Genomic DNA, 22,766 nt, shown 5'->3' with positions numbered 1-22,766 from the left:
CATTTGCGCCCGTTTTATCCGTTCACAACTCTGGCGCAAGGCCGGACACCATCAAAAGGCGTTACGGCGTGTAACAGCGATGGGCGAAAACGCGCCAGTTCCAGGGGGTAACATGCGCACAGTTGTTTTTGATCTCGACGGCACTTTGGCGGATACCAGCCGGGATTTGCTGGCGGCGGCCAATGCCTGTTTCCGCGCCATGGGCGAGGGGGATGTCCTAAGGGTCGAGACAGATGCAGGTACAGCCCTGCGCGGGGGCAAGGCCATGTTGACCCTGGGCCTGACGCGGTTGGGACGGATGAATCAGGATATTGTGGAGCAGTATTATCCCATGCTGCTCGAGGCTTACGGCGAGGCACTGGATCACCACACGGTGATGTATCCCGGCGCCATGTCTGCGGTGAAAACCCTTTCAGATCAGGGCTATGGCGTCGGAATTTGCACCAACAAGCCCGAGGCGCTGGCCGAAGCGTTGATGGTGTCCTTAGGCGTGCGCGACGCGTTTGGGGCGCTCATCGGGGCTGATACGTTGCCCGTGCGCAAGCCGGATCCGGAGCCATTGTTTGAAACCGCGCGGCGGTTGGGGGGGGATCCGGGAAAGACGATTCTGATTGGCGACAGCGTCACGGACCGTGAGACAGCGCGCCGTGCAGGGGTGCCCTCGGTACTCGTGACCTTCGGGCCCAGCGGCGAGGATATGGCGGCGCTGGAACCCGAAGCACTGCTGCATGACTATGCGGATTTGCCGCGTCTGGTTCAGGAACTGATTGGGCGTAACAGCTGATCGGTCAGGGCCGAAAGCGGCAGATCTGATAGATTGGCAAGCGTCTCCTCGATGGCGCCTGCATGGTCCTGACCCAGAACCGGATGAGATAAGTCTCTGAACTTGTGGCGCAATTCGGGTTCGGACGGCGGGGCGGTGTGATCCCATTTGGGTTCATTCCAATCGCCCTCGAGCCGCGTACCGTTCTGAAGAACCAAAGTGACGCGGGCCAGACGTTGGGCCGGGAAGTTCTGATTGGCATGGTCCGCCTCAAACATCTCCATCGCATCGGACAGGCGCAGCACGTCAGGGTCGTTCAGGGCCTCGTCAACGAGGTGTTCCGGGCGCACGTCTCCATGCTTCAGGGCAACCGCGACGGGGAAGGATGTCGAGTATTGCGCCGCGTCTCCTTCGGCGGGTCTCTTGACTGCAAGCCGCACGGATTCGTGGAAGGTGTGAACTTCTATTTTCTTTATATCTGAGTGGCTTACACTGTTTTCACGCTGAAGAGCCAACGCGCCTTCGATGGGGGCCTGGGCCCAGCGGCAGACGGGGTAATTCTTGTAATACTGCTCCAGCCCAAACCAGCGCTGGCCGAGATCGGACCAGTAGTCGGGGGCCTGTTCCACGGTGATGGCCGGGGCGCCGGTGAAACCCTTGGCGGCAAGCCGCGCGGCAGAGACACCGCACATGGATCCCCAGCCTGCGCCGTCTTTCAACATCGTGGGGTGGTCAATGCAGCGCATCATCTGGCTGCGGGGGGCGTGGTATTCGGCGATTCCGAGGGCGTGGCGGGTGGTGTCATGGTCCAGTTTCATGATCCGCGACCCGGCTGCAGCGGCGACGACAGCGCCCCAGCTGCCCGAGGTATGGTAGTCGGGGCAGGTGCCATGCTGGGCAACGCTGACCCGTGCGCCTATCTCGTAACCCATTGCAATTGTTGTTAAAAACTCCACTCCGGAAATGCCGTGGACATGCCCCAACATCAGGGCGGCGGGGAATAATGGGGCGCCGATGTGGCCTTTGGCGGGGTTGAAACCGTCGTGGGCGTCGATGGAATCGATGGTGATCCCGGCTGCCAGCGCCGCGCCGGAGGGGGAGGCGGTGCGGCCATCAAAGAGCATGGGAACAGCGCCGCCAAACTCCTCGGTGGCAAGCTCGCGCACATAGGCCGAAGGCCTTGTTTTTATGCCTGCAGCGGCCACGCCGATGATGTCGAGAAGGGCGAGTTCGGTCTGTTTCTGAACAGCCGAATCAAGGTCTTTCCACGCCAGGGAATGGATGAAATCGAGCGGATTTGTCATGGTTTCCTCCTTGTCCCAAGCCTAGCAAGGGTAAAGCCGCCGAACGGTCAGTTCGCGACATTTTTAGCCAGTTCAGGGGGGTAAACAGACCAAACTGGCCGTTGACGCCCCGCGCCAAGCCGGACAAAGCTGCGCCCATGACAGAGAATTTCACAGGCAATTTCACCCAGCAGGAAGCCATCCCCGACGAAGGGATCGCGGCGGCGCTGGAGGTTTTGAAGAGCGGACGTTTGCACCGCTACAACGTGGCGGCGGGCGAAGACGGCGAAACAGCCCTGCTGGAGCAGGAGTTTGCGACCCAGATGGGGGCAAAATACTGCCTGGCCGTGGCCTCGGGCGGGTATGCGCTGGCGACAGCCCTGCGCGCGCTGGAGGTGCAGCCCGGCGACAAGGTGCTGACCAATGCGTTCACGCTGGCCCCGGTGCCGGGCGCAATTGCCAGTGTCGGCGCGGTGCCGGTCTTTGTGGGGGTGACGGAAAACCTGGTGATCGACCTCGATGATCTGGCGGCCAAGGCACATCAGGCTGATGTGCTGATGCTGAGCCATATGCGCGGGCACTTGTGTGATATGGAGCGTCTGCTGGAGATTTGCGACGCACAAGGGCTGAAAGTCATTGAGGATTGTGCCCACACCATGGGCGCGCGCTGGAACGGGGTTTTGTCGGGACGGCAGGGCGTGATGGCGGCCTATTCGACGCAGACCTATAAACATGTGAATTCGGGTGAGGGCGGGTTGCTGATCTCGGACGATGACGCGCTGATGGCGCGGGCGATCATGCTGTCGGGGTCGTATATGCTGTATGAACGGCATCTGGCGCGGCCTCCGGTTGAGGCATTTGAGGGCGTAAAATACGTGACACCCAATATTTCCGGGCGGATGGACCATTTGCGGGCAGCGATCCTGCGGCCCCAGCTGCGGGATCTGGACACCCAATGTGCGCGCTGGAATGACCGTTACAGGGTTGTCGAGGATGGGTTGCGCGACACTCCGGGGCTGACCGTGGTGGAACGTCCCGAGGCAGAGTTCTATGTCGGCTCATCCATCCAGTTCCTGCTGCTCGACTGGAGCGAGGACAATGTGAACGAGGTGATCCGCCGTTGTCTGGCGCGGGGCGTGGAATTGAAGTGGTTCGGGGGCGCGGAACCCGCCGGGTTCACCTCGCGCTATGATTCGTGGCGCTATGCCCCGTCCGAACCCATGCCCGCCAGTGACCGGGTGCTGAAAGGCATCGTCGACATGCGGCTGCCGTTAACCTTTAGTCTGGAGGATTGCGCGTTGATTGCGCGGATCATTCGGGCCGAGGTCAGCGCCGTCTGGCAGGGCGGTTTTGCGTGAAATGCACATGAAATAACCAAGTTGTACATCTTTTTTGGGGGTGACTCTCCAAGTTGTACAAAATGGACTCCTATGATTTTGCAAAGCCCGCCCCAGAGATGGGGTGAGGGTCGTGGTATCCGCGCAAGGATACAATTTTACCTATCTTGCAAAATTTTTCCTGTGACCCGCCGTAAAAATACGGGTGGCGGGAAAATTCTTGATCGGTGTCGGCAATTCGCCTAGTTATATGAACAAGTGTTCAATAACGGGAGAGACCGAGCGATGTTCATGCACACGATGGAGTTTGATCTGGGCGAAGACGTCAATGCCATGCGCGAGATGGTGCATCGCTTTGCGCAGGAGCGGATCAAGCCGATGGCGGCTGAGATTGACCTGAAGAACGAGTTTCCAAACGAGCTGTGGAAAGAGTTTGGCGAGTTGGGTCTGTTGGGGGTCACGGTGCCCGAGGAATACGGCGGGGCCGACATGTCCTATCTGGCGCATGTCATCATCTGTGAAGAGATCGCGCGGGCCAGTGCCTCGGTTGCATTGTCTTATGGTGCGCATTCGAACCTCTGCGTCAACCAGATCAAGCTGAACGGCAATGACGAGCAACGCGCAAAATATCTGCCGCGCCTGTTGTCGGGTGAACATGTGGGCGCGCTGGCGATGTCGGAGCCGTCGGCAGGGTCGGACGTGGTGTCGATGAAGCTGCGCGCGGACAAGAAGAACGACCGCTTTGTGCTGAATGGCAACAAGTACTGGATCACCAACGGCCCGGATGCGGACACGCTGGTGGTTTATGCCAAGACCGACATGGATGCGGGCCCCCGCGGGATCACGGCGTTCCTGATTGAAAAAGAGATGAAGGGGTTCTCGACCTCGCCGCACTTTGACAAGCTGGGGATGCGTGGATCGAACACAGCCGAGCTGATCTTTGAAGACGTCGAAGTGCCGTTTGAGAATATTCTTGGCGAAGAGGGCAAGGGTGTTGCGGTTCTGATGTCCGGTCTGGACTATGAGCGCGTGGTGCTGGCCGGATTGGGCACGGGCATCATGGCGGCCTGTCTGGATGAGATCATGCCCTATATGGTCGAGCGCAAGCAGTTTGGTCAGTCGATTGGCAACTTTCAACTGATGCAGGCCAAGATTGCCGACATGTATACGGCGATGAACTCGGCGCGGGCCTATGTCTATGAATGTGCCAAGGCCTGTGACGCCGGGCGGATCACCCGTCAGGATGCGGCGGCCTGTTGTTTGTATGCGTCCGAGGTGGCGATGACCCAGGCGCATCAGGCGGTGCAGGCCATGGGCGGTGCGGGATACCTGAGCGACAACCCGGTGGGGCGGATTTTCCGCGACGCCAAGCTGATGGAGATCGGTGCGGGGACGTCGGAAATTCGTCGGATGCTGATCGGTCGCGAGTTGATGACCGCGCAGGGCGGCTGATTTTGGCACAGAAAAACCCCGCCAGGTGCGTCTCCTGACGGGGTTTGAACCGGACCGGCGGCGTGGGTCATGCCCCGCCGCCAAACCACGGAGATCAGAAGCGGTGAACGTAGGACACGCCCAGCACGACCGGATCGATCTCGGCTTTGCCGATGTAGGCGCCGTCGAGATAGGCTTTGGTGTCGATGTCCATCCAGCGGGCGTTGACCCGCAGCGCGCCGTTGTCGCTGACCTGGTAGTCAAGACCGACCTGAGCGGCGACGCCCCAGCTGTCCTTGAGGCGGAGCGTTCCGAGCGGGCTCTTTTCCTCGAAGAAGGTGGTGTAGTTCAGGCCGAGGCCGACATAGGGCTTCCACTTGGACGCGGTCGCGAAGTGATAGTTCAGCGACAGGGTCGGGGGCAGTTGCTTGGTCTCGCCCGCGAAGGCGCCGTTGATGCTGATGTCATGCGAAAACGGCGTTGCGGCCAGCAGTTCGATGCCGATGTTGTCACGGATGAAGTATTCGACGGTCAGCGACAGCTGGGTGTCATCGCTGATCGTGGCCTTGCCGCCCGCGAGCGTGCCGTTGTTCGATTTGGGGTTCACGTTGGCAACCCCGACACCCACCGTCCAATCACCCTGCGACTGGGCGAGGGCCGGAGCCGAGAGGGCTGCCAGCGCGGCGGTGAGTGCCAATGCGGAAGTGTAACGTCTCATTGTTGTACCTTTTACTGCGTTTGCCCGGCCACTCTGTCTTGCGGGGTCTCTGCGGGGTTTGATCTGGGTCAAGATGAGACGCGGAAATCCCATGGGAAGCTTTTGAAAAACCAAGGAAATCAGGTGGGTTGCGCGTGGTGAATAGCAGGGTTTCCATAGGCGCATTGCTGCGCGGCGCGGGGCGACCCGACGTCACCCGGAGCCTGTCCGGCGCAGCCCGGAAAAGGGGGCGTTCATGATGTCGAATCGAGTCGCATTTGCGGTGGCGGTCTGGGCGGCCACCAGCCTGGCTGCGCCGGGCATGGCGCAAGAGGGCGTGATCTTTTCACCCGCAGCCACCGAGACCTGCATGCAGGACTTTGACCATCTGAACGATCTGTCGTTCTGCGCCGGTGAGGCGGCCAATGCCTGTATGGAGGCGACACCGGGCGGATATTCGACCGTGGGCATGGTCGGGTGCTACGACGCCGAATTGCAATACTGGGACGCCCGGCTGAACGGGGCTTACAAGCGCGTGCGCGCCGAAGCCAAGGCGATGGATGCCGAGATGAAAGAGATCGGGTCTTCCGCGCCGTCGCAGGCAGATGCGTTGCGCGACATGCAGCGGGCCTGGATCACCTATCGCGACGCCACCTGCGGCTATGAACGCGCGCTCTGGGGCGGCGGCACGGGGGCAGGGCCCGCCGGGGTTGCCTGTCTGATGGGGCTGACCGCCAAACAGGCGCTTTATCTAGAAAGCCTGAACGGGCTGAACTGAATTTACCGGGGAATGACACGATGACAAAACTGCACTCCAAGGCGCTGACGACGTCAGATGATTTCAACGCCAACCGCGCCGCCCATCTGGAGGCGATGGCGGTGGTGGCCGAGGCCGCTGAGGCGGCGGCACAAGGTGGGGGAGAGCGCGCGCGTGACCGCCACCTGAGCCGGGGCAAGATGCTGCCGCGCGAGCGGGTGGCAAACCTGTTGGATCCGGGATCGCCGTTCCTCGAGGTCGGTTCGACGGCGGCGCATGGCATGTATGACGGGGCAGCCCCTTGTGGGGGTGTGATTGCCGGGATCGGGCGCGTGAGCGGTCAGGAGGTCATGGTGGTCTGCAACGATGCCACGGTAAAGGGCGGCACCTATTACCCGATGACGGTCAAGAAGCACCTGCGCGCCCAGGAGATTGCCGAAGAGAACCATCTGCCCTGTATCTACCTGGTGGACAGTGGCGGCGCGAACCTGCCCAATCAGGACGAGGTGTTCCCGGACCGCGACCACTTTGGGCGGATTTTCTACAATCAGGCCAATATGAGCGCCAAGGGCATTCCGCAGATTGCCGTGGTGATGGGGTCCTGTACCGCCGGAGGTGCCTATGTGCCTGCGATGTCGGATGTGACCATCATCGTGAAGGAACAGGGCACGATCTTTCTGGCGGGCCCGCCGCTGGTCAAGGCGGCGACGGGTGAGGTTGTCTCGGCCGAGGATCTGGGCGGCGGCGATGTGCACACGCGCCTGTCCGGCGTGGCCGACTATCTGGCCGAGGATGACGCCCATGCGCTGGCTTTGGCACGCCGGGCCGTTGAGTATCTGAACCGCAAGAAACCGCAGACCGTGGATTGGCAGAGCCCGGAAGAGCCGGCCTATGACCCCGAAGAGATTCTGGGCGTGGTGCCCGCGGGCTTGCGCACGCCTTATGACATCCGCGAGGTGATTGCCCGCGTGGTCGATGGCAGCCGCTTTGACGAGTTCAAGGCGCGGTTTGGCGAGACGCTGGTCTGTGGCTTTGCCCATGTCAAAGGCTGCCCGGTGGGGATCATCGCCAACAACGGGGTTTTGTATTCGGAAAGTGCTGCCAAGGGCGCGCATTTTGTCGAACTGTGCTCGCAACGCGGTATCCCGCTGGTGTTCCTGCAGAACATCACCGGGTTCATGGTCGGTCAGAAGTACGAGGCCGAGGGCATTGCCCGGCATGGCGCCAAGCTGGTGACGGCTGTGGCGACCACCAAGGTGCCGAAGATCACCATGCTGGTGGGGGGCTCGTTCGGCGCGGGCAACTATGGCATGGCGGGGCGGGCCTATAGCCCCCGGTTCCTGTGGACCTGGCCGAATTCGCGGATTTCCGTGATGGGCGGCGAGCAGGCGGCTGGGGTTCTGGCCACGGTCAAACGCGACGCCATCGAGCGGCAGGGCGGCGCATGGTCGGCCGAGGAAGAGGCCGCGTTCAAGCAGCCGACGCTGGATATGTTCGAGCATCAGAGCCACCCGCTCTATGCCTCGGCGCGGCTGTGGGATGACGGCATCGTCGATCCGCGCAAGACGCGGGATGTGTTGGCGTTGAGCTTGAGTGCAAGCCTGAATGCACCGGTGGAAGAGACGAAGTTTGGTGTGTTCCGGATGTGATGTCGTGGGGGCCAGCCCCCACACCCCCGGAGTATTTCGGGCGAAATGAAGGATCGGGTCGGGAGGCCGTGAGATGTTCAACAAGATTTTGATTGCGAACCGTGGTGAGATTGCGTGCCGTGTGATGGAAACCGCCCGGAAACTGGGTGTGAAGACCGTGGCTGTGTATTCAGACGCGGATGCGGGTGCCAAGCATGTGGCGATGGCGGATCAGGCGGTGCATATCGGCGGCGCGGCGCCGTCGGAGAGCTACCTGAAGGGCGATGTGATCATTGCGGCGGCCTTGGAGACGGGCGCGCAGGGTATTCATCCGGGCTATGGCTTTTTGTCCGAGAACCCGGAGTTTGTGGATGCGGTGGAAGCGGCGGGGCTGGTCTTTATCGGGCCGTCGGCGGATGCAATCCGCAAGATGGGGCTGAAGGACGCCGCGAAGGTCTTGATGGAAGAGGCCGGGGTGCCGGTGGTGCCGGGCTATCATGGTGCCAATCAGGATGGCGCCTTTCTGGCGGCGGAGGCGGATAAGATCGGCTATCCGGTGCTGATCAAGGCGGTTGCGGGTGGCGGCGGCAAGGGCATGCGTCTGGTGGAAGACCCGGCGGAGTTTGCCGATGCGCTGGCGAGTGCGCAAGGTGAAGCGACCACGGCTTTTGGCAACGCGGATGTGTTGATCGAGAAATACGTCACGCAACCGCGCCACGTGGAGGTGCAGGTCTTTGGCGATGGCACCCACGCGGTGCATCTGTTTGAGCGCGACTGTTCGCTGCAGCGCCGTCACCAGAAGGTGATCGAGGAAGCGCCTGCGCCGGGGATGAGCGCCGAGGTGCGCGCGGCCATGGGGCAGGCCGGTGTGCGCGCGGCCGAGGCGATTGGCTACAAGGGCGCTGGTACGGTGGAGTTCATCGTCGATGGCTCGGATGGCTTACGCGCCGATGGGTTCTGGTTCATGGAGATGAACACGCGTCTGCAGGTGGAACACCCGGTGACCGAGGCCATCACCGGTGTTGATCTGGTGGAATGGCAGTTGCGGGTCGCGTCGGGGGATCCTTTGCCCAAGTCGCAGGACGAGCTGAGCATCACCGGGCATTCCTTTGAGGCGCGGATCTATGCCGAGGATGTGCCCAAGGGGTTCCTGCCGGCGACCGGTACGCTGACGCATCTGGGCTTCCCTGAGGGCGCGCGGTTTGACAGCGGTGTGCGTCAGGGCGACACCATCAGCCCGTGGTATGACCCGATGATTGCCAAGCTGGTGGTGCATGGGGCGACCCGCGCAATTGCGCTGGCCAAGCTGGAGACCGCGCTGCGCCACACGGATGTGGGCGGCACGGTGACCAATGTCTCGTTCCTGAGCCTGTTGGCGGCGCAGGAGGACTTTGTGAAGGGGGACGTGGACACCGGGCTGATTGCACGGCATCTGGACGCGTTGGCGGCAGCCCCCGTGGCCTGTACCAAGGCGCGCTCGGTGGCGGCGTTGACGGCGCTGGGCCTGATGGATGCGCCGGATGGTGCGCCCGAGGCGGCGTTTGTGATGTGGTCTCCGCTGACGCAGACCGTGCATCTCAGCCACAACGAAGAAGATATCGAGGTGCGGGTCACTGTTCTGGGGACCGGTGAATACCGCGTCGATCTGGGGGATGTGCAGCATCGCGTGCATTTTTCGGGCAGCGCGTGGTTTGTCGATCAGACCAAGGTCAAGGCGCGGACCTCTTATGTCGGTGACGAACTGACGGTGTTCTGGGGCAATGGCTATGTGTTCCATGTGGTCGATCCGCTGGATCGGGCCTCGGACGAGGCGGCGGGCGGTAATGTGATTGCCGCACCCATGCCGGGATTGGTCAAGGCGATCTTTGCCGAGGCCGGACAAGAGGTGAAAGAGGGCGACCGGCTGGCCATTCTGGAAGCCATGAAGATGGAGCATTCGCTGCTGGCCGCGCGTGATGGCGTGGTGGCCGAGGTTCTGGCCCACGCGGGCGACCAGGTGCAGGAAGGTGCTGCGCTGATCCAGTTGGTCGAAGAAGACGAGGCGGAGGCCGCTGCGTGAGTGACCTGCGCCTGACCGGCTTTTGCCACAGCGTCTATACGCGCTCGGTGCGGATTGCGCTGGCGGAGAAAGGTCAGGCCTATGCCTATGAAGAGTGCAACCCGTTTGCGGCAACCGACGCAGACCGGCTGAGGGCGGATCAGCCCTTTGGCCGGGTGCCGGTGCTGAGGCACGGGGATTTTGCGCTGTATGAGACCGCCGCGATTCTGGGCTATCTGGAAGAGGTGCTTGGCGGCGTGTGGTTGATGCCGGACACCGCCCCGGCGCGGGCCCGTGCGCGGCAGGTGATCGGCATGGTGGATTCCTATGTCTATAGGCCCTTGGTGCGACAGGTGTTTTCGCACGGAGTCTATGCGCCGTTGATGGGAGAGCCCGCCGATGCGGCGCTTGTCGATGCGGGCATGCAGGCGGCGCCGCGCATCCTGGGGGCGCTGGAAGAGGTTGCCGCCGAAGGTCTGGTGTTGCGTCCCGGCGCGGCCGGGGCCGCCGAGGGGCATCTTTTTGCGATGCTGGACTATTTTGTGCTTTATGAACCGGGGCGCGATCTGTTGCAGCAGCACCCCGCATTGACCCAATGGTTTGACGGGTTTGCCGCGCGCGACAGTGCAATTGTCACGCGGCCAGATCTGAAGCGTTAGAAAGAAAGGGCCGTCCATGATCCGCCTGCACCATATTCCGTTTTCCCGATCCTTCCGCATCCTGTGGCTGTTGGAAGAGATGGGGCTGGACGCCGAGCTGAAACACTATTCCATCACCGATGGCTCTTTGCGCGCCTCAGAGTTCAAGGCGATTTCGCCCGTGGGCCGTGTGCCTGCGTTGGAGATTGACGGGCTGACGATTTATGAAAGCGGCGCGATCATTGAATACCTGACCGAAACGCGCCCCGAACATGGGCTTGGGCGGCTTGCTGGCGATGCCGAGCGGGTGCCGTTTCTGGAGTGGCTGGGGTTTGCCGAGACACAGGCCAGCGTTTTGGCCTCGCTCAACATGCAGCATCTGTTCATGGGTGACCCGACGCCTGCATCGCCGGTGGTGCTGAAGCTGGAGGCGGCGCGTCTGGCGGCGACGTTGAAGGCGATGGAGCGCACGCTGGGAGAGCGGGACTGGCTGTTGGAGAGCGGGTTCTCGGCGGCGGATACGATGATGGGGTTCAACCTGTTTTCGGCGCCTTATTACGTAGAGATGGACCGGTTTCAGAACCTCGCGGCCTATCGCGCGCGGATCGAGGCGCGGCCAGCCTATCAGCGGGCGCGCGAGAAAGACGGGCCTCAGGAGTTCTACAAGAAAGAGTTTTACCCGGTGCCGGAGGTTTGAGCGCTATGAAGATCACACTGCATCACGCCCATGAGGCCCGGTCGTTCCGGGTGCTGTGGCTGTTGGAGGAAATGGGGCTGGACTATGAGTTGGTCGTGCACAATTTCTTCGACAAGTCGCTGCGCAGCCCGGACTATCTGGAGATCAACCCGGCGGCGCGGGTGCCGGCGCTGGAGATCGACGGCAAGGTCATCGTCGAGAGCGGGGCCAGTGTGGAGTACCTGTGCGAGATCTTTCCTGAAAAAGGGTTGGGGCGGCCTGCGGGGGATGCGGAACGCATGGAATACCTCGACATGCTGCATTACGCCGAAAGCATCGGGCAGCATATGGCGAACCTGACCCAGGCGCATATTGTCTTGTACAAGCCTGAGATGCGCTCGCCCACGCAGATGAACCTGGAAGCGCGGCGGCTGCACAAGGTGTTGGGGCGGCTCGAGCGGCAGTTGTCGGACGGGCGCGACTATCTGCTGGCGAGCGGTTTCAGCGGGGCGGATTGCGCGGTGGGCTATGGCGTCGAGGTGGCGAAGAGGTTCGTGTCCTTTGGCGACCTGCCGCACTGTGCCGCCTATGGCGCGCGGATCGCGGCGCGGCCAGCCTATCAGCGGTCTTTGCCGCCCGAGGATGTGCAACGGATTTACACCAAGGACTTTTACGAGGCTCCGGATGTCTGACTTTGTCGAAATCTTCGAAATGGGCCCGCGGGACGGGCTGCAGAATGAAAAGCGCCTGATCCCGACGGCGGAAAAGATCGCGCTGGTGGATTGCCTGAGCCAGGCCGGGTTCAGGCGCATCGAGGTGGCGAGTTTCGTCAGCCCCAAGTGGGTGCCGCAGATGGCCGACAGTGCAGAGGTGCTGGCGGGGATCAGCCGCGCGGCGGGGGTGTCTTATGCGGCGCTGACGCCGAACATGCGGGGGTTCGAGGGGGCCATGGCCGCCAAGGCCGACGAGATCGCCATATTCGGGTCGGCGTCGGAAGGGTTTTCCAAGGCCAATATCAACGCCACCATCGCCGAGTCGCTGGAGCGCTTTGCGCCGGTGGCCGAGGCGGGGCAGGCGGCGGGCATTCCGGTGCGGGGCTATGTCTCTTGCGTGACCGATTGCCCCTATGACGGGCCGACACCGCCAGAGAAGGTGGCCGAGGTGGCCGCTGCTCTGCGGGATATGGGGTGTTATGAGATCTCGTTGGGCGACACCATCGGGCAGGGCACGCCGGAGAGCATCACGGCGATGCTGGAGGCGGTGGTGAGCGAAGTGCCCGCCGGGAAACTGGCCGGGCATTATCATGACACCGCAGGCCGCGCGCTGGCGAACATCGAGGCGTCGTTGGGCCTGGGCGTGCGGGTGTTTGATGCGGCCGTGGGGGGCTTGGGTGGCTGTCCCTATGCGCCGGGGGCCAAGGGCAATGTGGCGACCGAGGCGGTGAACGATCTGCTGGTTGGCTTGGGATATCAGACCGGGCTGGACCGGGCGGTGCTGACCGAGGCGGCGGATATGGCGCGTGCGATGCGGGCCGGGGACTAGAAATTCTTCTAGAAGAATTTCACGGGTGGAGAATTTTCTAGAAAATTCTCTGCGGTTGAGGAGAGAGAGATGTTTGAGACGATTTCTGTAGTGACGGATGCGCGGGGCGTGGCCACGCTGACGCTGGACCGGGCGGAAAAGCACAACGCGATGAATGCGCAGATGCTGGACGAGTTGGTTGTGGCCGCGGGGCAGCTGGCGGCGGATGACGCGGTGCGTGTGGTGATCCTGACCGGGGCGGGCAAGTCATTCTGCGCGGGCGGTGATCTGGCCTGGATGCAGGCGCAGATGAAGATGGACGCTGCGACCCGCAAGGCCGAAAGCGCCAAGCTGGCGATCATGCTGCGGGCGCTGAACGAGCTGCCGAAACCGCTGATCGGGCGGGTGCAGGGCAATGCCTTTGGCGGTGGCGTGGGCATGGCCTCGGTCTGTGATGTCACCATCGGGGCCGATCATGTGAAGATGGGGCTGACCGAGGTGAAACTCGGCCTGATCCCGGCCAATATCGGGCCCTATGTCATTGCCCGCATGGGTGAGGCGATGGCACGGCGGGTGTTCTTTTCGGCGCGGTTGTTTGGCGCCCAAGAAGCAGTGACGCTGGGCCTGTTGGCCAGGGCGGTTCCGGCGGAGGATCTGGACGCGGCGGTCGAGGCCGAAGTGGTGCCGTTCCTCAACTGCGCCCCCAAGGCGGTGGCGGCCTCAAAAGCGCTGGCGCGGCGGTTTGGCCCGGTGATCGACCAGGCCGCGATTGACCACGCGGTGAACGCGCTGGCAGAAACATGGGAAGGCGACGAGGCCAAGGAAGGCATCGGCGCATTCTTTGACAAGCGCAAGCCAGCGTGGAGCCAGGGCTGAGCCGGTCCGAATAGTGGGACCAGGGTCGCCATCCAAAAAGCGACTCTGGTGCGACTCTGTCGGCCTTGTTTCGGGCATGCGGCGGCATACCGAAAAAGCCCCGTGAAAAATCCGTTCCGAATGCAAAAATTCCAGAGCCTGCGGACGGTCTGTGAAAAAGATGAGTCTTTCGTGTGCTTTTGCCGCACAACGGGATTCGCGCAGGGTACGCCGCCAACCCCCCGAAAATCCCTTAAAATCAGCGGCTGACCAATTGCCGCAGGGCACCGGTATGCCTTTGCATACCTTTGTTCACCAAGAAAAAATGCAACGCTTTCACGAAATTGAATGTGTCGCCGCTTGGTTGACCCTGCCATAGGGCAAGGGTAAACCCCCTTTAGTCAAAACAGCCATCTGACTGCACGTCATTTGACCCGTGCATGAAAGGAGCCACCCCGTGGAAGAGATGCTGAGGGAATACCTTCCCATTCTCGTCTTTCTGGCCGTCGCAATTGCACTAGGCCTTGTTCTGATCCTCGCAGCTGTTGTCCTTGCCGTAAGAAATCCCGATCCTGAGAAGGTGAGTGCTTACGAGTGTGGTTTCAATGCCTTTGACGACGCGCGGATGAAATTTGACGTGAGGTTCTACCTCGTGTCGATCCTGTTCATCATTTTCGATTTGGAAATTGCGATGCTGTTCCCCTGGGCCGTGGGCTTTAAGGACATCAGCATGCTGGGCTTCTGGTCGATGATGGTTTTCCTGGGCGTGCTGACCATCGGCTTTGCCTATGAGTGGAAAAAGGGAGCCCTGGAATGGGAGTGATGACCGGAGCCAACACGGCGGGCGCCGACAAGGAAGTTGTCACCCAGGCGCTGAACAAGGATCTGCAGGACAAAGGGTTCCTGCTGACCTCGACCGAGGACATGATCAACTGGGCCCGCACCGGGTCTTTGCACTGGATGACCTTTGGTCTGGCGTGCTGCGCGGTCGAGATGATCCACACCTCGATGCCGCGCTATGACCTTGAGCGGTATGGTACTGCCCCGCGCGCCTCGCCGCGCCAGTCGGACCTGATGATTGTTGCGGGCACGCTGACCAACAAGATGGCACCGGCCCTGCGCAAGGTTTACGACCAGATGCCCGAGCCGCGGTATGTGATCTCGATGGGGTCCTGCGCCAATGGCGGCGGCTATTACCACTATTCCTACAGCGTTGTGCGGGGCTGTGACCGGATCGTGCCGGTTGACGTCTATGTGCCTGGCTGTCCTCCGACCGCCGAGGCGCTGATGTATGGGGTCCTGCAGCTGCACCGCAAGATCCGTCGCACGGGGACGATTGAGAGATGAGCGAAGCACTGAACGAGTTGGGCGCCTATATCGAAGCCAAGCGCCCGGACTGTGTCCTTGGCTGGGACATCGCCTTTGGCGAGTTGAACGTGGACGTGGCCCCGGCCAACATCGCCGGGTTCATCGAGTTTCTGAAAACCGACCAGACCTGCAAGTTTGCCACGCTGATCGACCTGACCGCGGCAGATTTCCCGGATCGCCCCAAGCGATTCACGGTGATCTATCACCTGTTGTCGATCTATCAGAACCACCGCATCCGCCTGCGGGTCGCGGTGCGCGAAGATGAAATGGTGCCGTCGATCACTGACATTCACCCTTGTGCCAACTGGGCCGAGCGGGAGACGTTCGACATGTTCGGGATCATCTTTAGCGATCACCCGGACCTGCGGCGTTTGCTGACGGATTATGGCTTTACCGGCCACCCGCTGCGCAAGGATTTCCCGACCACGGGTTACACCGAGGTGCGCTATGACGAGGTCGAAAAGCGCGTGGTCTATGAGCCTGTGCAACTGACGCAGGATTACCGCCAGTTTGATTTCATGTCCCCGTGGGAGGGTGCCGAATACATCCTGCCCGGTGATGAGAAGGGGGAGGCGAAATGATGGACGGCTCCAAGTTCACTGACGGCAGCCACGACGCGCTGGCCGGCGAACAGAAAATCCGCAACTTTAACATCAACTTTGGTCCGCAGCACCCTGCGGCCCACGGTGTGCTGCGTCTGGTTCTGGAACTGGACGGCGAGATCGTGGAACGCGCTGACCCGCACGTCGGGTTGCTGCACCGCGGCACCGAAAAGCTGATGGAAAGCCGTACCTACCTGCAGAACCTGCCGTATCTCGACCGCCTCGATTACGTGGCGCCGATGAACCAGGAACATGCATGGTGCATGGCGATCGAAAAGCTGACCGGCACCGAAGTGCCGCGTCGTGCGCAGTTGATCCGGGTCCTGTACTGCGAGATTGGCCGCGTGTTGAACCACCTGATGAACGTCTGTTCGCAGGCGATGGACGTTGGCGCGCTGACCCCGAACCTCTGGGGTTTTGAAGAGCGCGAAAAGCTGATGATCTTTTACGAACGGGCCTGTGGCGCGCGTCTGCACGCGGCCTATTTCCGCCCCGGCGGTGTGCATCAGGATCTGCCCGACGCTCTGCTGGATGACATTGAGGAATGGGCGTTCCATTTCCCCAATGTTCTGGACGACATCGAGACTCTGCTGACCGAGAACCGCATTTTCAAGCAGCGTAACGTGGACATCTGCGTGATCGACACCAATACCGCGCTGGAACAGGGGTATTCGGGCGTGATGCTGCGCTCGGCGGGGCTCGCCTGGGACCTGCGTCGCGCCCAGCCCTATGAGTGCTATGACGAGTTCGATTTCCAGATCCCCATCGGCAAGAACGGCGACTGCTATGACCGCTATGTCATGCGCGTGGAAGAAATGCGTCAATCGACCAGCATCATCCGTCAGGCCATCGTGAAACTGCGCGAAGCCACCGGCGACGTGCTGGCACGCGGCAAGCTGACCCCGCCGAAACGCGGTGACATGAAGACCTCGATGGAGAGCCTGATCCACCACTTCAAGCTCTACACCGAAGGCTTCAAGGTCCCCGAGGGCGAGGTTTACGCCGCGGTGGAAGCGCCCAAGGGCGAATTTGGCGTGTATATTCAAGCGGATGGCACCAACCGTCCGTACCGCGCCAAGCTGCGTGCACCGGGCTATAACCACCTGCAATCGCTGGATCACATCGCCAAGGGCCACCAGCTGGCCGACGTGGCGGCGATCATCGGCACCATCGACATCGTATTTGGGGAGATCGACCGCTAATGCTTCGTCGTCTTCATAGCGAACAACCCGAAAGCTTCGCATTCACCGAAGGAAACCTGGCCTGGGCCGAAGGTCAAATGACCAAATACCCCGAGGGCCGTCAGGCCTCGGCGGTTATTCCGCTGTTGTGGCGGGCGCAGGAACAGGAAGGCTGGCTGTCAAAGCCCGCGATTGAGGCCGTGGCCGACATGCTGGGTATGGCCTATATCCGCGTGCTTGAGGTGGCGTCCTTCTACTTTATGTTCCAGCTGCAGCCCGTTGGGTCGGTGGCGCATATCCAGATTTGCGGCACGCTCAGCTGCATGATCTGTGGCGCCGAAGACCTGATGGAGGTCTGCAAGGACAAGATCGCGCCGACGCCGCATACGGTCTCGGCGGATGGCAAGTTTTCCTGGGAAGAGGTCGAATGTCTGGGGGCCTGCACCAACGCGCCCATGGCGCAGATCGGCAAGGATTATTACGAGGACATGACGACCGAAGGGTTTGCGCAGTTGCTCGACGATCTGGCGGCGGGCAAGGTGCCGGCTCCGGGTCCGATGAATGGCCGTTTTGCCTCGGAACCGCTGTCGGGTCTGACCACGCTGAAAGACTATGAGAGCGGCAAGACCAAGTATAACGCATCGGCGCAGCTGGCGACCGATCTGGGCGACACGGTCAAGCGTATTGATGGCACCGAAGTGCCGCTGACGACGCCTTGGCTGAACGACGCGGGCGAGGTTGCCGGTCAAGAGGCCGCCGAAAAGCCTCCCGCCGCGCCGGCAACGCCGAAACCTGCCGCGAAACAGGCGGAAGAGGCCAAAAAGGCCGCGCCCAAGGCCAAGAAGGCCGAAGAAGCGCCGCAAGGGGCTGAAGAGGCGTCTGCGGATGACCTGAAACAGCTCAAGGGCGTCGGCCCGGCGCTGGAGAAAAAGCTGCACGCGGCTGGCGTGACCTCATTTGCGCAGATCGCTGCCTGGGGTGCGGATGACATCACCGAGATGGACGACAAACTGTCCTTCAAGGGTCGGATCGAACGCGACGGCTGGGTCGACCAGGCCAAGACGCTCGCATCGGGCGAAGAAACCGAGTTCTCCAAAAAGGTCGCCAAGGGTGGCGTCTACGACGAGGACTAAGACATGGGGGGCGGGGCAACAGAGCAAGAGCTGGCACGCAAGGGGCGCATGGTCGCCCTTGTGATCGCGGGCAGCATGGTTCTGTGGATGGCCGCCCAATTCATTGGCAAGGCCGCTGGCCTGCCGGGACGCTACGCGCTGCTGTTTGACTTTGCCGCTATTGCGGCGCTGGTCTGGGCGCTGGTGAACATTTTTCAGATCTGGCGCGCGCGCCGGGCAACGCAAGGGTAACGAGATGCTGAAAGATCAGGACCGTATCTTTACCAACCTCTATGGCATGCATGACCGCACGCTGGCGGGCGCCAAGGCGCGCGGCCACTGGGATGGCACGGCAAAGATCATCCAGAACGGACGTGACTGGGTCATCGACAACATGAAGGCCTCGGGGCTTCGTGGCCGTGGTGGTGCAGGGTTCCCGACCGGTTTGAAGTGGTCCTTCATGCCCAAGGAAAGCGACGGGCGCCCGGCGTATCTGGTTGTGAACGCGGATGAATCCGAGCCCGGCACCTGTAAAGACCGCGAGATCATGCGCCACGATCCGCACACGCTGATCGAAGGCTGCCTGATTGCGTCCTTCGCGATGAACGCGCACACCTGTTACATCTACATCCGCGGCGAGTACATTCGCGAGCGCGAAGCGCTGCAGGCGGCGATTGACGAAGCTTACGACGCGGGTCTGCTGGGCAAGAATGCCGCTGGCTCGGGCTGGGATTTTGACCTGTTCCTGCATCACGGTGCGGGCGCCTATATCTGCGGCGAAGAAACCGCATTGCTGGAAAGCCTTGAGGGCAAAAAGGGCATGCCGCGCATGAAGCCGCCGTTCCCGGCGGGGGCGGGGCTCTATGGCTGTCCGACCACGGTGAACAACGTGGAATCGATTGCCGTTGTGCCGACCATCCTGCGGCGCGGGGCTGAGTGGTTCTCGTCTTTTGGCAACCCCAACAATGCGGGCACCAAGATCTTTGGTATTTCGGGCCATGTGAACAACCCGTGTGTGGTTGAAGAGGCGATGTCGATTTCGTTCGAAGAGCTGATCGAGAAACATTGCGGCGGTATTCGCGGCGGCTGGGATAACCTCTTGGCGGTGATCCCCGGTGGCTCGTCGGTGCCATGTGTGCGCGGCGAAGACATGCGCGACGCGGTGATGGACTTTGACGAATTGCGCAAGGTGGGGTCGTCCCTGGGGACCGCGGCGGTGATCGTCATGGACAAGAGCGTCGACCCAATCAAGGCGATCTGGCGTCTGTCGAAGTTCTACAAGCACGAAAGCTGCGGTCAGTGTACGCCGTGCCGCGAAGGCACCGGCTGGATGATGCGCGTGATGGATCGTCTGGTCAAAGGCGAGGCCGAGATCGAAGAGATCGACATGCTGTTCGACGTCACCAAGCAGGTCGAAGGCCACACCATCTGTGCCCTTGGCGACGCAGCGGCCTGGCCGATCCAGGGGTTGATCAAGAACTTCCGTGAGGAAATTGAAGACCGCATCAAGGCCCAGAAAACGGGCCGTATGGGCGCGATGGCGGCGGAGTAAGACAGTGATCCTGGGGCAGCATATCATGACGGGCAGGGGTGCGCTTGGCGTGTGCGTGGTTCTGTCGCTTGCGCTGGTCTCGGGTTGTGGCACGTTCAAGGATCACCGCAACAAGACCGAGTTTGCCTTTGACGGGATTGAGTTCAAATCCAAGGTCGAGGCGATCGAGAAAGAAAAACGCGAGCATTTCTCTGTAGAAGTGCGCCGCGCCACGCAGTCGATCAACGGTGCCAAAGAGGCGGGGCGCTATGCGGCGACACGCTATTGCATCGAACAATACGGCACCTCGCGGATTGAATGGATCAGCGGCCCGGATCAAGAGAACCAAACCCTGAAAATGGACGATGACGACCTGATCATGGAGGGCATTTGCAAGCCATGAGCCGAGGTTATTGCATAACACGAGCACAAAACGCTCCTGTCGCAGCAGAGGCGCGCGAGTCCCGCGTGTCCGCAGACAGGAGAGTAAAGATGCGTGTGATGTTGCCGGTTGTATTGGGCGTGAGTGTTCTGGCAGGGGCTGCCGCGGCGGCCAAACCGCCTTTGAGTGACGTTCCCGAGATCGAAAACAAGCTGTTCGCCGCGGCTGTGGGCTGGGAAATCAGCGAAATCTGCGAAGATATCGCCGCCCGCAAGATGAAGGCGCTTGGGCAAGCCTGGGAGCTGAAGGCGCGGGCCAATGAGCTGGGCTACTCGAACGACGAAATCAAGACGTACATGAAATCCAAAGAGCAAAAGAAGCGGATGCGCGCCAAGGGCGAGGCTTACCTGAAGTCTCAGGGCGCGATCTATGGACAACCTGAAACCTTCTGCGTGGTCGGCCGCGCGGAAATTGCAAAGAAAAGCGCGATCGGCGCGCTATTGAGGGCTAAGTAGACCATGTCTGACCTGCGCAAAGTCGTCATTGACGAGACCGAAGTGGAAGTAGACGGCGCGATGACGCTGATCCAGGCCTGTGAGCAGGCCGGTGTGGAAATTCCACGGTTCTGTTACCACGAACGTCTGTCGATTGCCGGCAACTGCCGGATGTGTCTGGTCGAGGTTGTCGGCGGTCCGCCCAAGCCTGCGGCCTCTTGTGCGATGCAGGTGCGCGATCTGCGCCCCGGCCCCGAAGGCCAGCCTCCGGTGGTGAAAACCAACTCGCCCATGGTCAAGAAGGCCCGCGAAGGGGTGATGGAGTTCATGCTCATCAACCACCCGCTGGATTGCCCGATCTGCGACCAGGGTGGGGAGTGTGACCTGCAGGATCAGGCCATGGCCTATGGCATCTCGGACACGCGGTTCCAGGAGCCCAAGCGCGCGGTGGATGATCTGGATCTGGGGCCGCTGGTCTCGACCACGATGACGCGGTGTATTTCCTGCACCCGTTGTGTGCGCTTCACGACCGAGGTCGCGGGCATCAGCCAGATGGGTCAGACGGGACGCGGTGAAGACGCCGAGATCACCAGCTATCTGAACCAGACGCTGGATTCGAACCTGCAGGGCAACATCATTGATCTGTGCCCGGTGGGCGCGCTGACCTCGAAGCCTTATGCCTTTACCGCTCGTCCGTGGGAGCTGACCAAGACCGAGACCATCGACGTGATGGATGCGCTGGGGTCGAACATCCGCGTCGATACCAAGGGCCGCGAAGTGATGCGCATCCTGCCGCGCAACCATGATGGCGTGAACGAAGAGTGGATTTCCGACAAGACCCGCTTTGTCTGGGACGGTCTGCGCCGCCAGCGTCTGGATCGCCCCTATGTGCGGGTTGATGGCAAGCTGAAGCCCGCCACATGGGGCGAAGCGCTGAGCGCGGCTGCCGAGGCCATGAAGGGCAAGAAAGTCGCTGCTCTGATTGGCGATCTGGCCCCGGTTGAGGCGACATTTGCGTTGAAACAGATCGTTGACGGTCTGGAAGGCAACATCGAATGCCGCACCAATGGCGCAGTTCTTCCGGCAGACAATCGCTCGGCCTATGTGGGCAATGCGGCCATCGAAGATATTGATAACGCTAAGGTTATTTACATCATCGGGTCGAATCCACGCAACGAGGCGCCGGTTCTCAATGCCCGTATCCGCAAGGCCTGGCTGCGCGGTGCCGAGGTCCACACCGTGGGTGTGAAAAGCGGTGATCTGACCTATGAGACCACCCATCACGGGCCCGGCCGCCGGATGTTCCCGGGCATGCTGGAGGCCGCCGAGGCCTCGGACAATGCAGTTGTGATCGTTGGGCAGGGCGCCATCAACGAAGGCGACGGGATTGCGGTTCTGGCCAAGTGCATGGAGCTGACCGAAAAGCTGACCGGCAAGATGATGGTGCTGCACACCGCCGCGAGCCGTGTGGGCGCGATGGATGTCGGTGCCGTGACCGAAGGCGGGATGGATGTCGCGCTGGAAGGGGCCGAGGTGGTTTACAACCTGGGTGCTGATGAGGTTGAGATCGCCGAGGGGCCGTTCGTGATTTATCAGGGCAGCCATGGTGACCGCGGTGCGCATCGCGCCGACGTGATCCTGCCCGCAGCGGCCTATACCGAAGAGAACGGGGTGTTCGTAAACACCGAAGGCCGTCCGCAACTGGCGATGCGTGCCGGGTTTGCACCGGGTGAGGCCAAGGAAAACTGGGCCATCCTGCGCGCGCTGAGCGCCGAGCTGGGTGCAACGCTGGGTTATGACAGCCTTGCGCAGTTGCGTCAGGCGCTGGTGGCCGAGGTGCCGCATCTGGCGCAGATCGATCAGGTTGTCGACAACGGCTGGGAGCCGCTGCCGATCGCCGATCTGAAAGCGGGCAAGTTCTTTGCTGCCGTGGATGATTTCTATCTGACCAACCCGATTGCCCGCGCGTCCGAGTTGATGGCCGAACTGGCCGCCAACGCCAAGGACCGCGCCAACCAGAAGGTCGCCGCAGAGTAATGCACCTGAACGCCCTCATATCCCCCATGGTTCCGGCGCTGGCGCTGGGTCTGTCGGCCTGTGCGCCGACCTGTGGTGAGGGCGTGTCCTGTGGCGGGACCGTGTCGCAGGATGCACTGTATCAGGGTGTTGAGACACGGTTGCTGGAAGACGATCTCGTCCGGTTTCATGTCGCCATGCGCGGCGACAAGGACGACCCCGAAGCCCCCAACAGCGTGGCCCGCTATGCGGAATGCGCCGCGGCGCAATATGCGCTGATCCGGGGATACGGTTTTGCGCGCCACGTGCGCACGACCACGACATTTGACGACGGCATGTGGAGAGGGGATGCGGCTTATACCATCTCGTCGGCGCTGCCGGACGGTCTCAAGACGATCGACGCCGAAGTCATCGTTGCGGACTGTAAAGACAACGGAATACCCACGGTGTGAGGAC

General features: G+C 61.6%; 24 protein-coding genes. 22 read left to right on the top strand and 2 right to left on the bottom strand.

All coding sequences use genetic code 11. The annotated features are described in order from the left end of the window. Positions 1–112 precede the first annotated feature (112 nt). Complete coding sequence (locus tag EK369_RS04440) at positions 113–784, top strand: HAD-IA family hydrolase (protein WP_127112449.1); 672 nt, start codon at positions 113–115, stop codon at positions 782–784. Here the strand turns inward: EK369_RS04440 and EK369_RS04435 are convergent. Beyond that, a complete protein-coding gene (locus tag EK369_RS04435) occupies positions 757–2,067 on the bottom strand; it encodes an MmgE/PrpD family protein (protein ID WP_127112448.1) in 1,311 nt (436 codons plus the stop codon). The two genes, EK369_RS04440 and EK369_RS04435, sit on opposite strands and share 28 nt — an antisense overlap. A gap of 137 nt (positions 2,068–2,204) precedes the next feature. Between EK369_RS04435 and EK369_RS04430 the strand changes: the two genes are divergently transcribed. Continuing rightward, positions 2,205–3,404 (top strand): DegT/DnrJ/EryC1/StrS family aminotransferase, encoded by a 1,200-nt coding sequence (locus tag EK369_RS04430; protein ID WP_127112447.1) that lies wholly within the window; start codon positions 2,205–2,207, stop codon positions 3,402–3,404. Between the two features lie 264 nt (positions 3,405–3,668). Beyond that, positions 3,669–4,835, top strand: coding sequence for an isovaleryl-CoA dehydrogenase (locus tag EK369_RS04425; protein ID WP_127112446.1), 1,167 nt, complete (start codon positions 3,669–3,671; stop codon positions 4,833–4,835). A 94-nt stretch (positions 4,836–4,929) separates the two neighbouring features. On the opposite strand, the gene EK369_RS04420 is transcribed toward EK369_RS04425, so the two are convergent. Next, on the bottom strand, positions 4,930–5,532 hold the full coding sequence (locus EK369_RS04420; RefSeq protein WP_127112445.1) for an OmpW/AlkL family protein: 603 nt from the start codon (positions 5,530–5,532) through the stop codon (positions 4,930–4,932). Positions 5,533–5,767: 235 nt separating this feature from the next. Here EK369_RS04420 and EK369_RS04415 point away from each other — a divergent pair, with 235 nt between their 5' ends. The 19 genes from EK369_RS04415 to EK369_RS04325 all read left to right on the top strand — a co-directional run bounded on the left by EK369_RS04415 (position 5,768) and on the right by EK369_RS04325 (position 22,762). Then, a complete protein-coding gene (locus EK369_RS04415) occupies positions 5,768–6,289 on the top strand; it encodes a lysozyme inhibitor LprI family protein (protein ID WP_235871336.1) in 522 nt (173 codons plus the stop codon). Positions 6,290–6,309: 20 nt separating this feature from the next. Then, positions 6,310–7,917 carry a carboxyl transferase domain-containing protein gene (locus EK369_RS04410; RefSeq protein ID WP_127112444.1) on the top strand — a complete coding sequence of 536 codons (1,608 nt, stop codon included), beginning with the start codon at positions 6,310–6,312 and terminating at the stop codon, positions 7,915–7,917. A gap of 73 nt (positions 7,918–7,990) precedes the next feature. Continuing rightward, entirely contained in the window at positions 7,991–9,955 is a 1,965-nt protein-coding gene (locus EK369_RS04405) for an acetyl-CoA carboxylase biotin carboxylase subunit (protein WP_127112443.1), read from the top strand. Continuing rightward, entirely contained in the window at positions 9,952–10,593 is a 642-nt protein-coding gene (locus EK369_RS04400; protein WP_127112442.1) for a glutathione S-transferase family protein, read from the top strand. Before EK369_RS04405 ends, EK369_RS04400 begins: the two co-directional genes overlap by 4 nt. Positions 10,594–10,609: 16 nt before the next feature. Further along, entirely contained in the window at positions 10,610–11,269 is a 660-nt protein-coding gene (locus EK369_RS04395; RefSeq protein ID WP_127112441.1) for a glutathione S-transferase family protein, read from the top strand. A 5-nt stretch (positions 11,270–11,274) separates the two neighbouring features. Continuing rightward, on the top strand, positions 11,275–11,940 hold the full coding sequence (locus EK369_RS04390; protein WP_127112440.1) for a glutathione S-transferase family protein: 666 nt from the start codon (positions 11,275–11,277) through the stop codon (positions 11,938–11,940). Continuing rightward, positions 11,933–12,790: a hydroxymethylglutaryl-CoA lyase gene (locus EK369_RS04385; protein ID WP_127112439.1), complete on the top strand. Its 858-nt coding sequence runs from the start codon at positions 11,933–11,935 to the stop codon at positions 12,788–12,790. Before EK369_RS04390 ends, EK369_RS04385 begins: the two co-directional genes overlap by 8 nt. 69 nt (positions 12,791–12,859) lie before the next feature. Beyond that, positions 12,860–13,645: a crotonase/enoyl-CoA hydratase family protein gene (locus EK369_RS04380; protein ID WP_127112438.1), complete on the top strand. Its 786-nt coding sequence runs from the start codon at positions 12,860–12,862 to the stop codon at positions 13,643–13,645. A 436-nt stretch (positions 13,646–14,081) separates the two neighbouring features. After that, positions 14,082–14,447, top strand: coding sequence for an NADH-quinone oxidoreductase subunit A (locus EK369_RS04375; RefSeq protein WP_127112437.1), 366 nt, complete (start codon positions 14,082–14,084; stop codon positions 14,445–14,447). Next, positions 14,447–14,971: a NuoB/complex I 20 kDa subunit family protein gene (locus EK369_RS04370; protein ID WP_127112436.1), complete on the top strand. Its 525-nt coding sequence runs from the start codon at positions 14,447–14,449 to the stop codon at positions 14,969–14,971. The genes EK369_RS04375 and EK369_RS04370 overlap by 1 nt, the downstream gene beginning before the upstream one ends. After that, positions 14,968–15,573 carry an NADH-quinone oxidoreductase subunit C gene (locus tag EK369_RS04365; RefSeq protein ID WP_127112435.1) on the top strand — a complete coding sequence of 202 codons (606 nt, stop codon included), beginning with the start codon at positions 14,968–14,970 and terminating at the stop codon, positions 15,571–15,573. The genes EK369_RS04370 and EK369_RS04365 overlap by 4 nt, the downstream gene beginning before the upstream one ends. Beyond that, the gene (locus EK369_RS04360; RefSeq protein ID WP_127112530.1) at positions 15,573–16,796 is read left to right on the top strand and encodes an NADH-quinone oxidoreductase subunit D; all 1,224 of its coding nucleotides are present in this window, start codon (positions 15,573–15,575) and stop codon (positions 16,794–16,796) included. The genes EK369_RS04365 and EK369_RS04360 overlap by 1 nt, the downstream gene beginning before the upstream one ends. Next, positions 16,796–17,908 carry an NADH-quinone oxidoreductase subunit NuoE gene (gene nuoE, locus EK369_RS04355; RefSeq protein WP_127112434.1) on the top strand — a complete coding sequence of 371 codons (1,113 nt, stop codon included), beginning with the start codon at positions 16,796–16,798 and terminating at the stop codon, positions 17,906–17,908. Before EK369_RS04360 ends, nuoE begins: the two co-directional genes overlap by 1 nt. Before the next feature lie 3 nt (positions 17,909–17,911). Beyond that, entirely contained in the window at positions 17,912–18,139 is a 228-nt protein-coding gene (locus tag EK369_RS04350; protein WP_127112433.1) for a DUF5337 domain-containing protein, read from the top strand. 4 nt (positions 18,140–18,143) lie between these two features. Further along, positions 18,144–19,439 (top strand): NADH-quinone oxidoreductase subunit NuoF, encoded by a 1,296-nt coding sequence (gene nuoF, locus EK369_RS04345; protein ID WP_127112432.1) that lies wholly within the window; start codon positions 18,144–18,146, stop codon positions 19,437–19,439. A gap of 4 nt (positions 19,440–19,443) precedes the next feature. Continuing rightward, complete coding sequence (locus tag EK369_RS04340) at positions 19,444–19,821, top strand: hypothetical protein (RefSeq protein ID WP_127112431.1); 378 nt, start codon at positions 19,444–19,446, stop codon at positions 19,819–19,821. An 89-nt stretch (positions 19,822–19,910) separates the two neighbouring features. Next, positions 19,911–20,315, top strand: a complete 405-nt coding sequence (locus EK369_RS04335; protein WP_127112430.1) for a DUF5333 domain-containing protein — start codon at positions 19,911–19,913, stop codon at positions 20,313–20,315. A 3-nt stretch (positions 20,316–20,318) separates the two neighbouring features. Next, positions 20,319–22,331, top strand: a complete 2,013-nt coding sequence (gene nuoG / locus EK369_RS04330; RefSeq protein ID WP_127112429.1) for an NADH-quinone oxidoreductase subunit NuoG — start codon at positions 20,319–20,321, stop codon at positions 22,329–22,331. Continuing rightward, positions 22,331–22,762: a YNQ4 family lipoprotein gene (locus EK369_RS04325; protein ID WP_127112428.1), complete on the top strand. Its 432-nt coding sequence runs from the start codon at positions 22,331–22,333 to the stop codon at positions 22,760–22,762. The genes nuoG and EK369_RS04325 overlap by 1 nt, the downstream gene beginning before the upstream one ends. Positions 22,763–22,766 lie beyond the last annotated feature (4 nt).

Source organism: Shimia sediminis, from assembly GCF_003990645.1.
In the GTDB taxonomy this organism is placed as follows: domain Bacteria; phylum Pseudomonadota; class Alphaproteobacteria; order Rhodobacterales; family Rhodobacteraceae; genus Shimia; species Shimia sediminis.
This window is presented reverse-complemented; position numbering and strand designations above follow the sequence as displayed.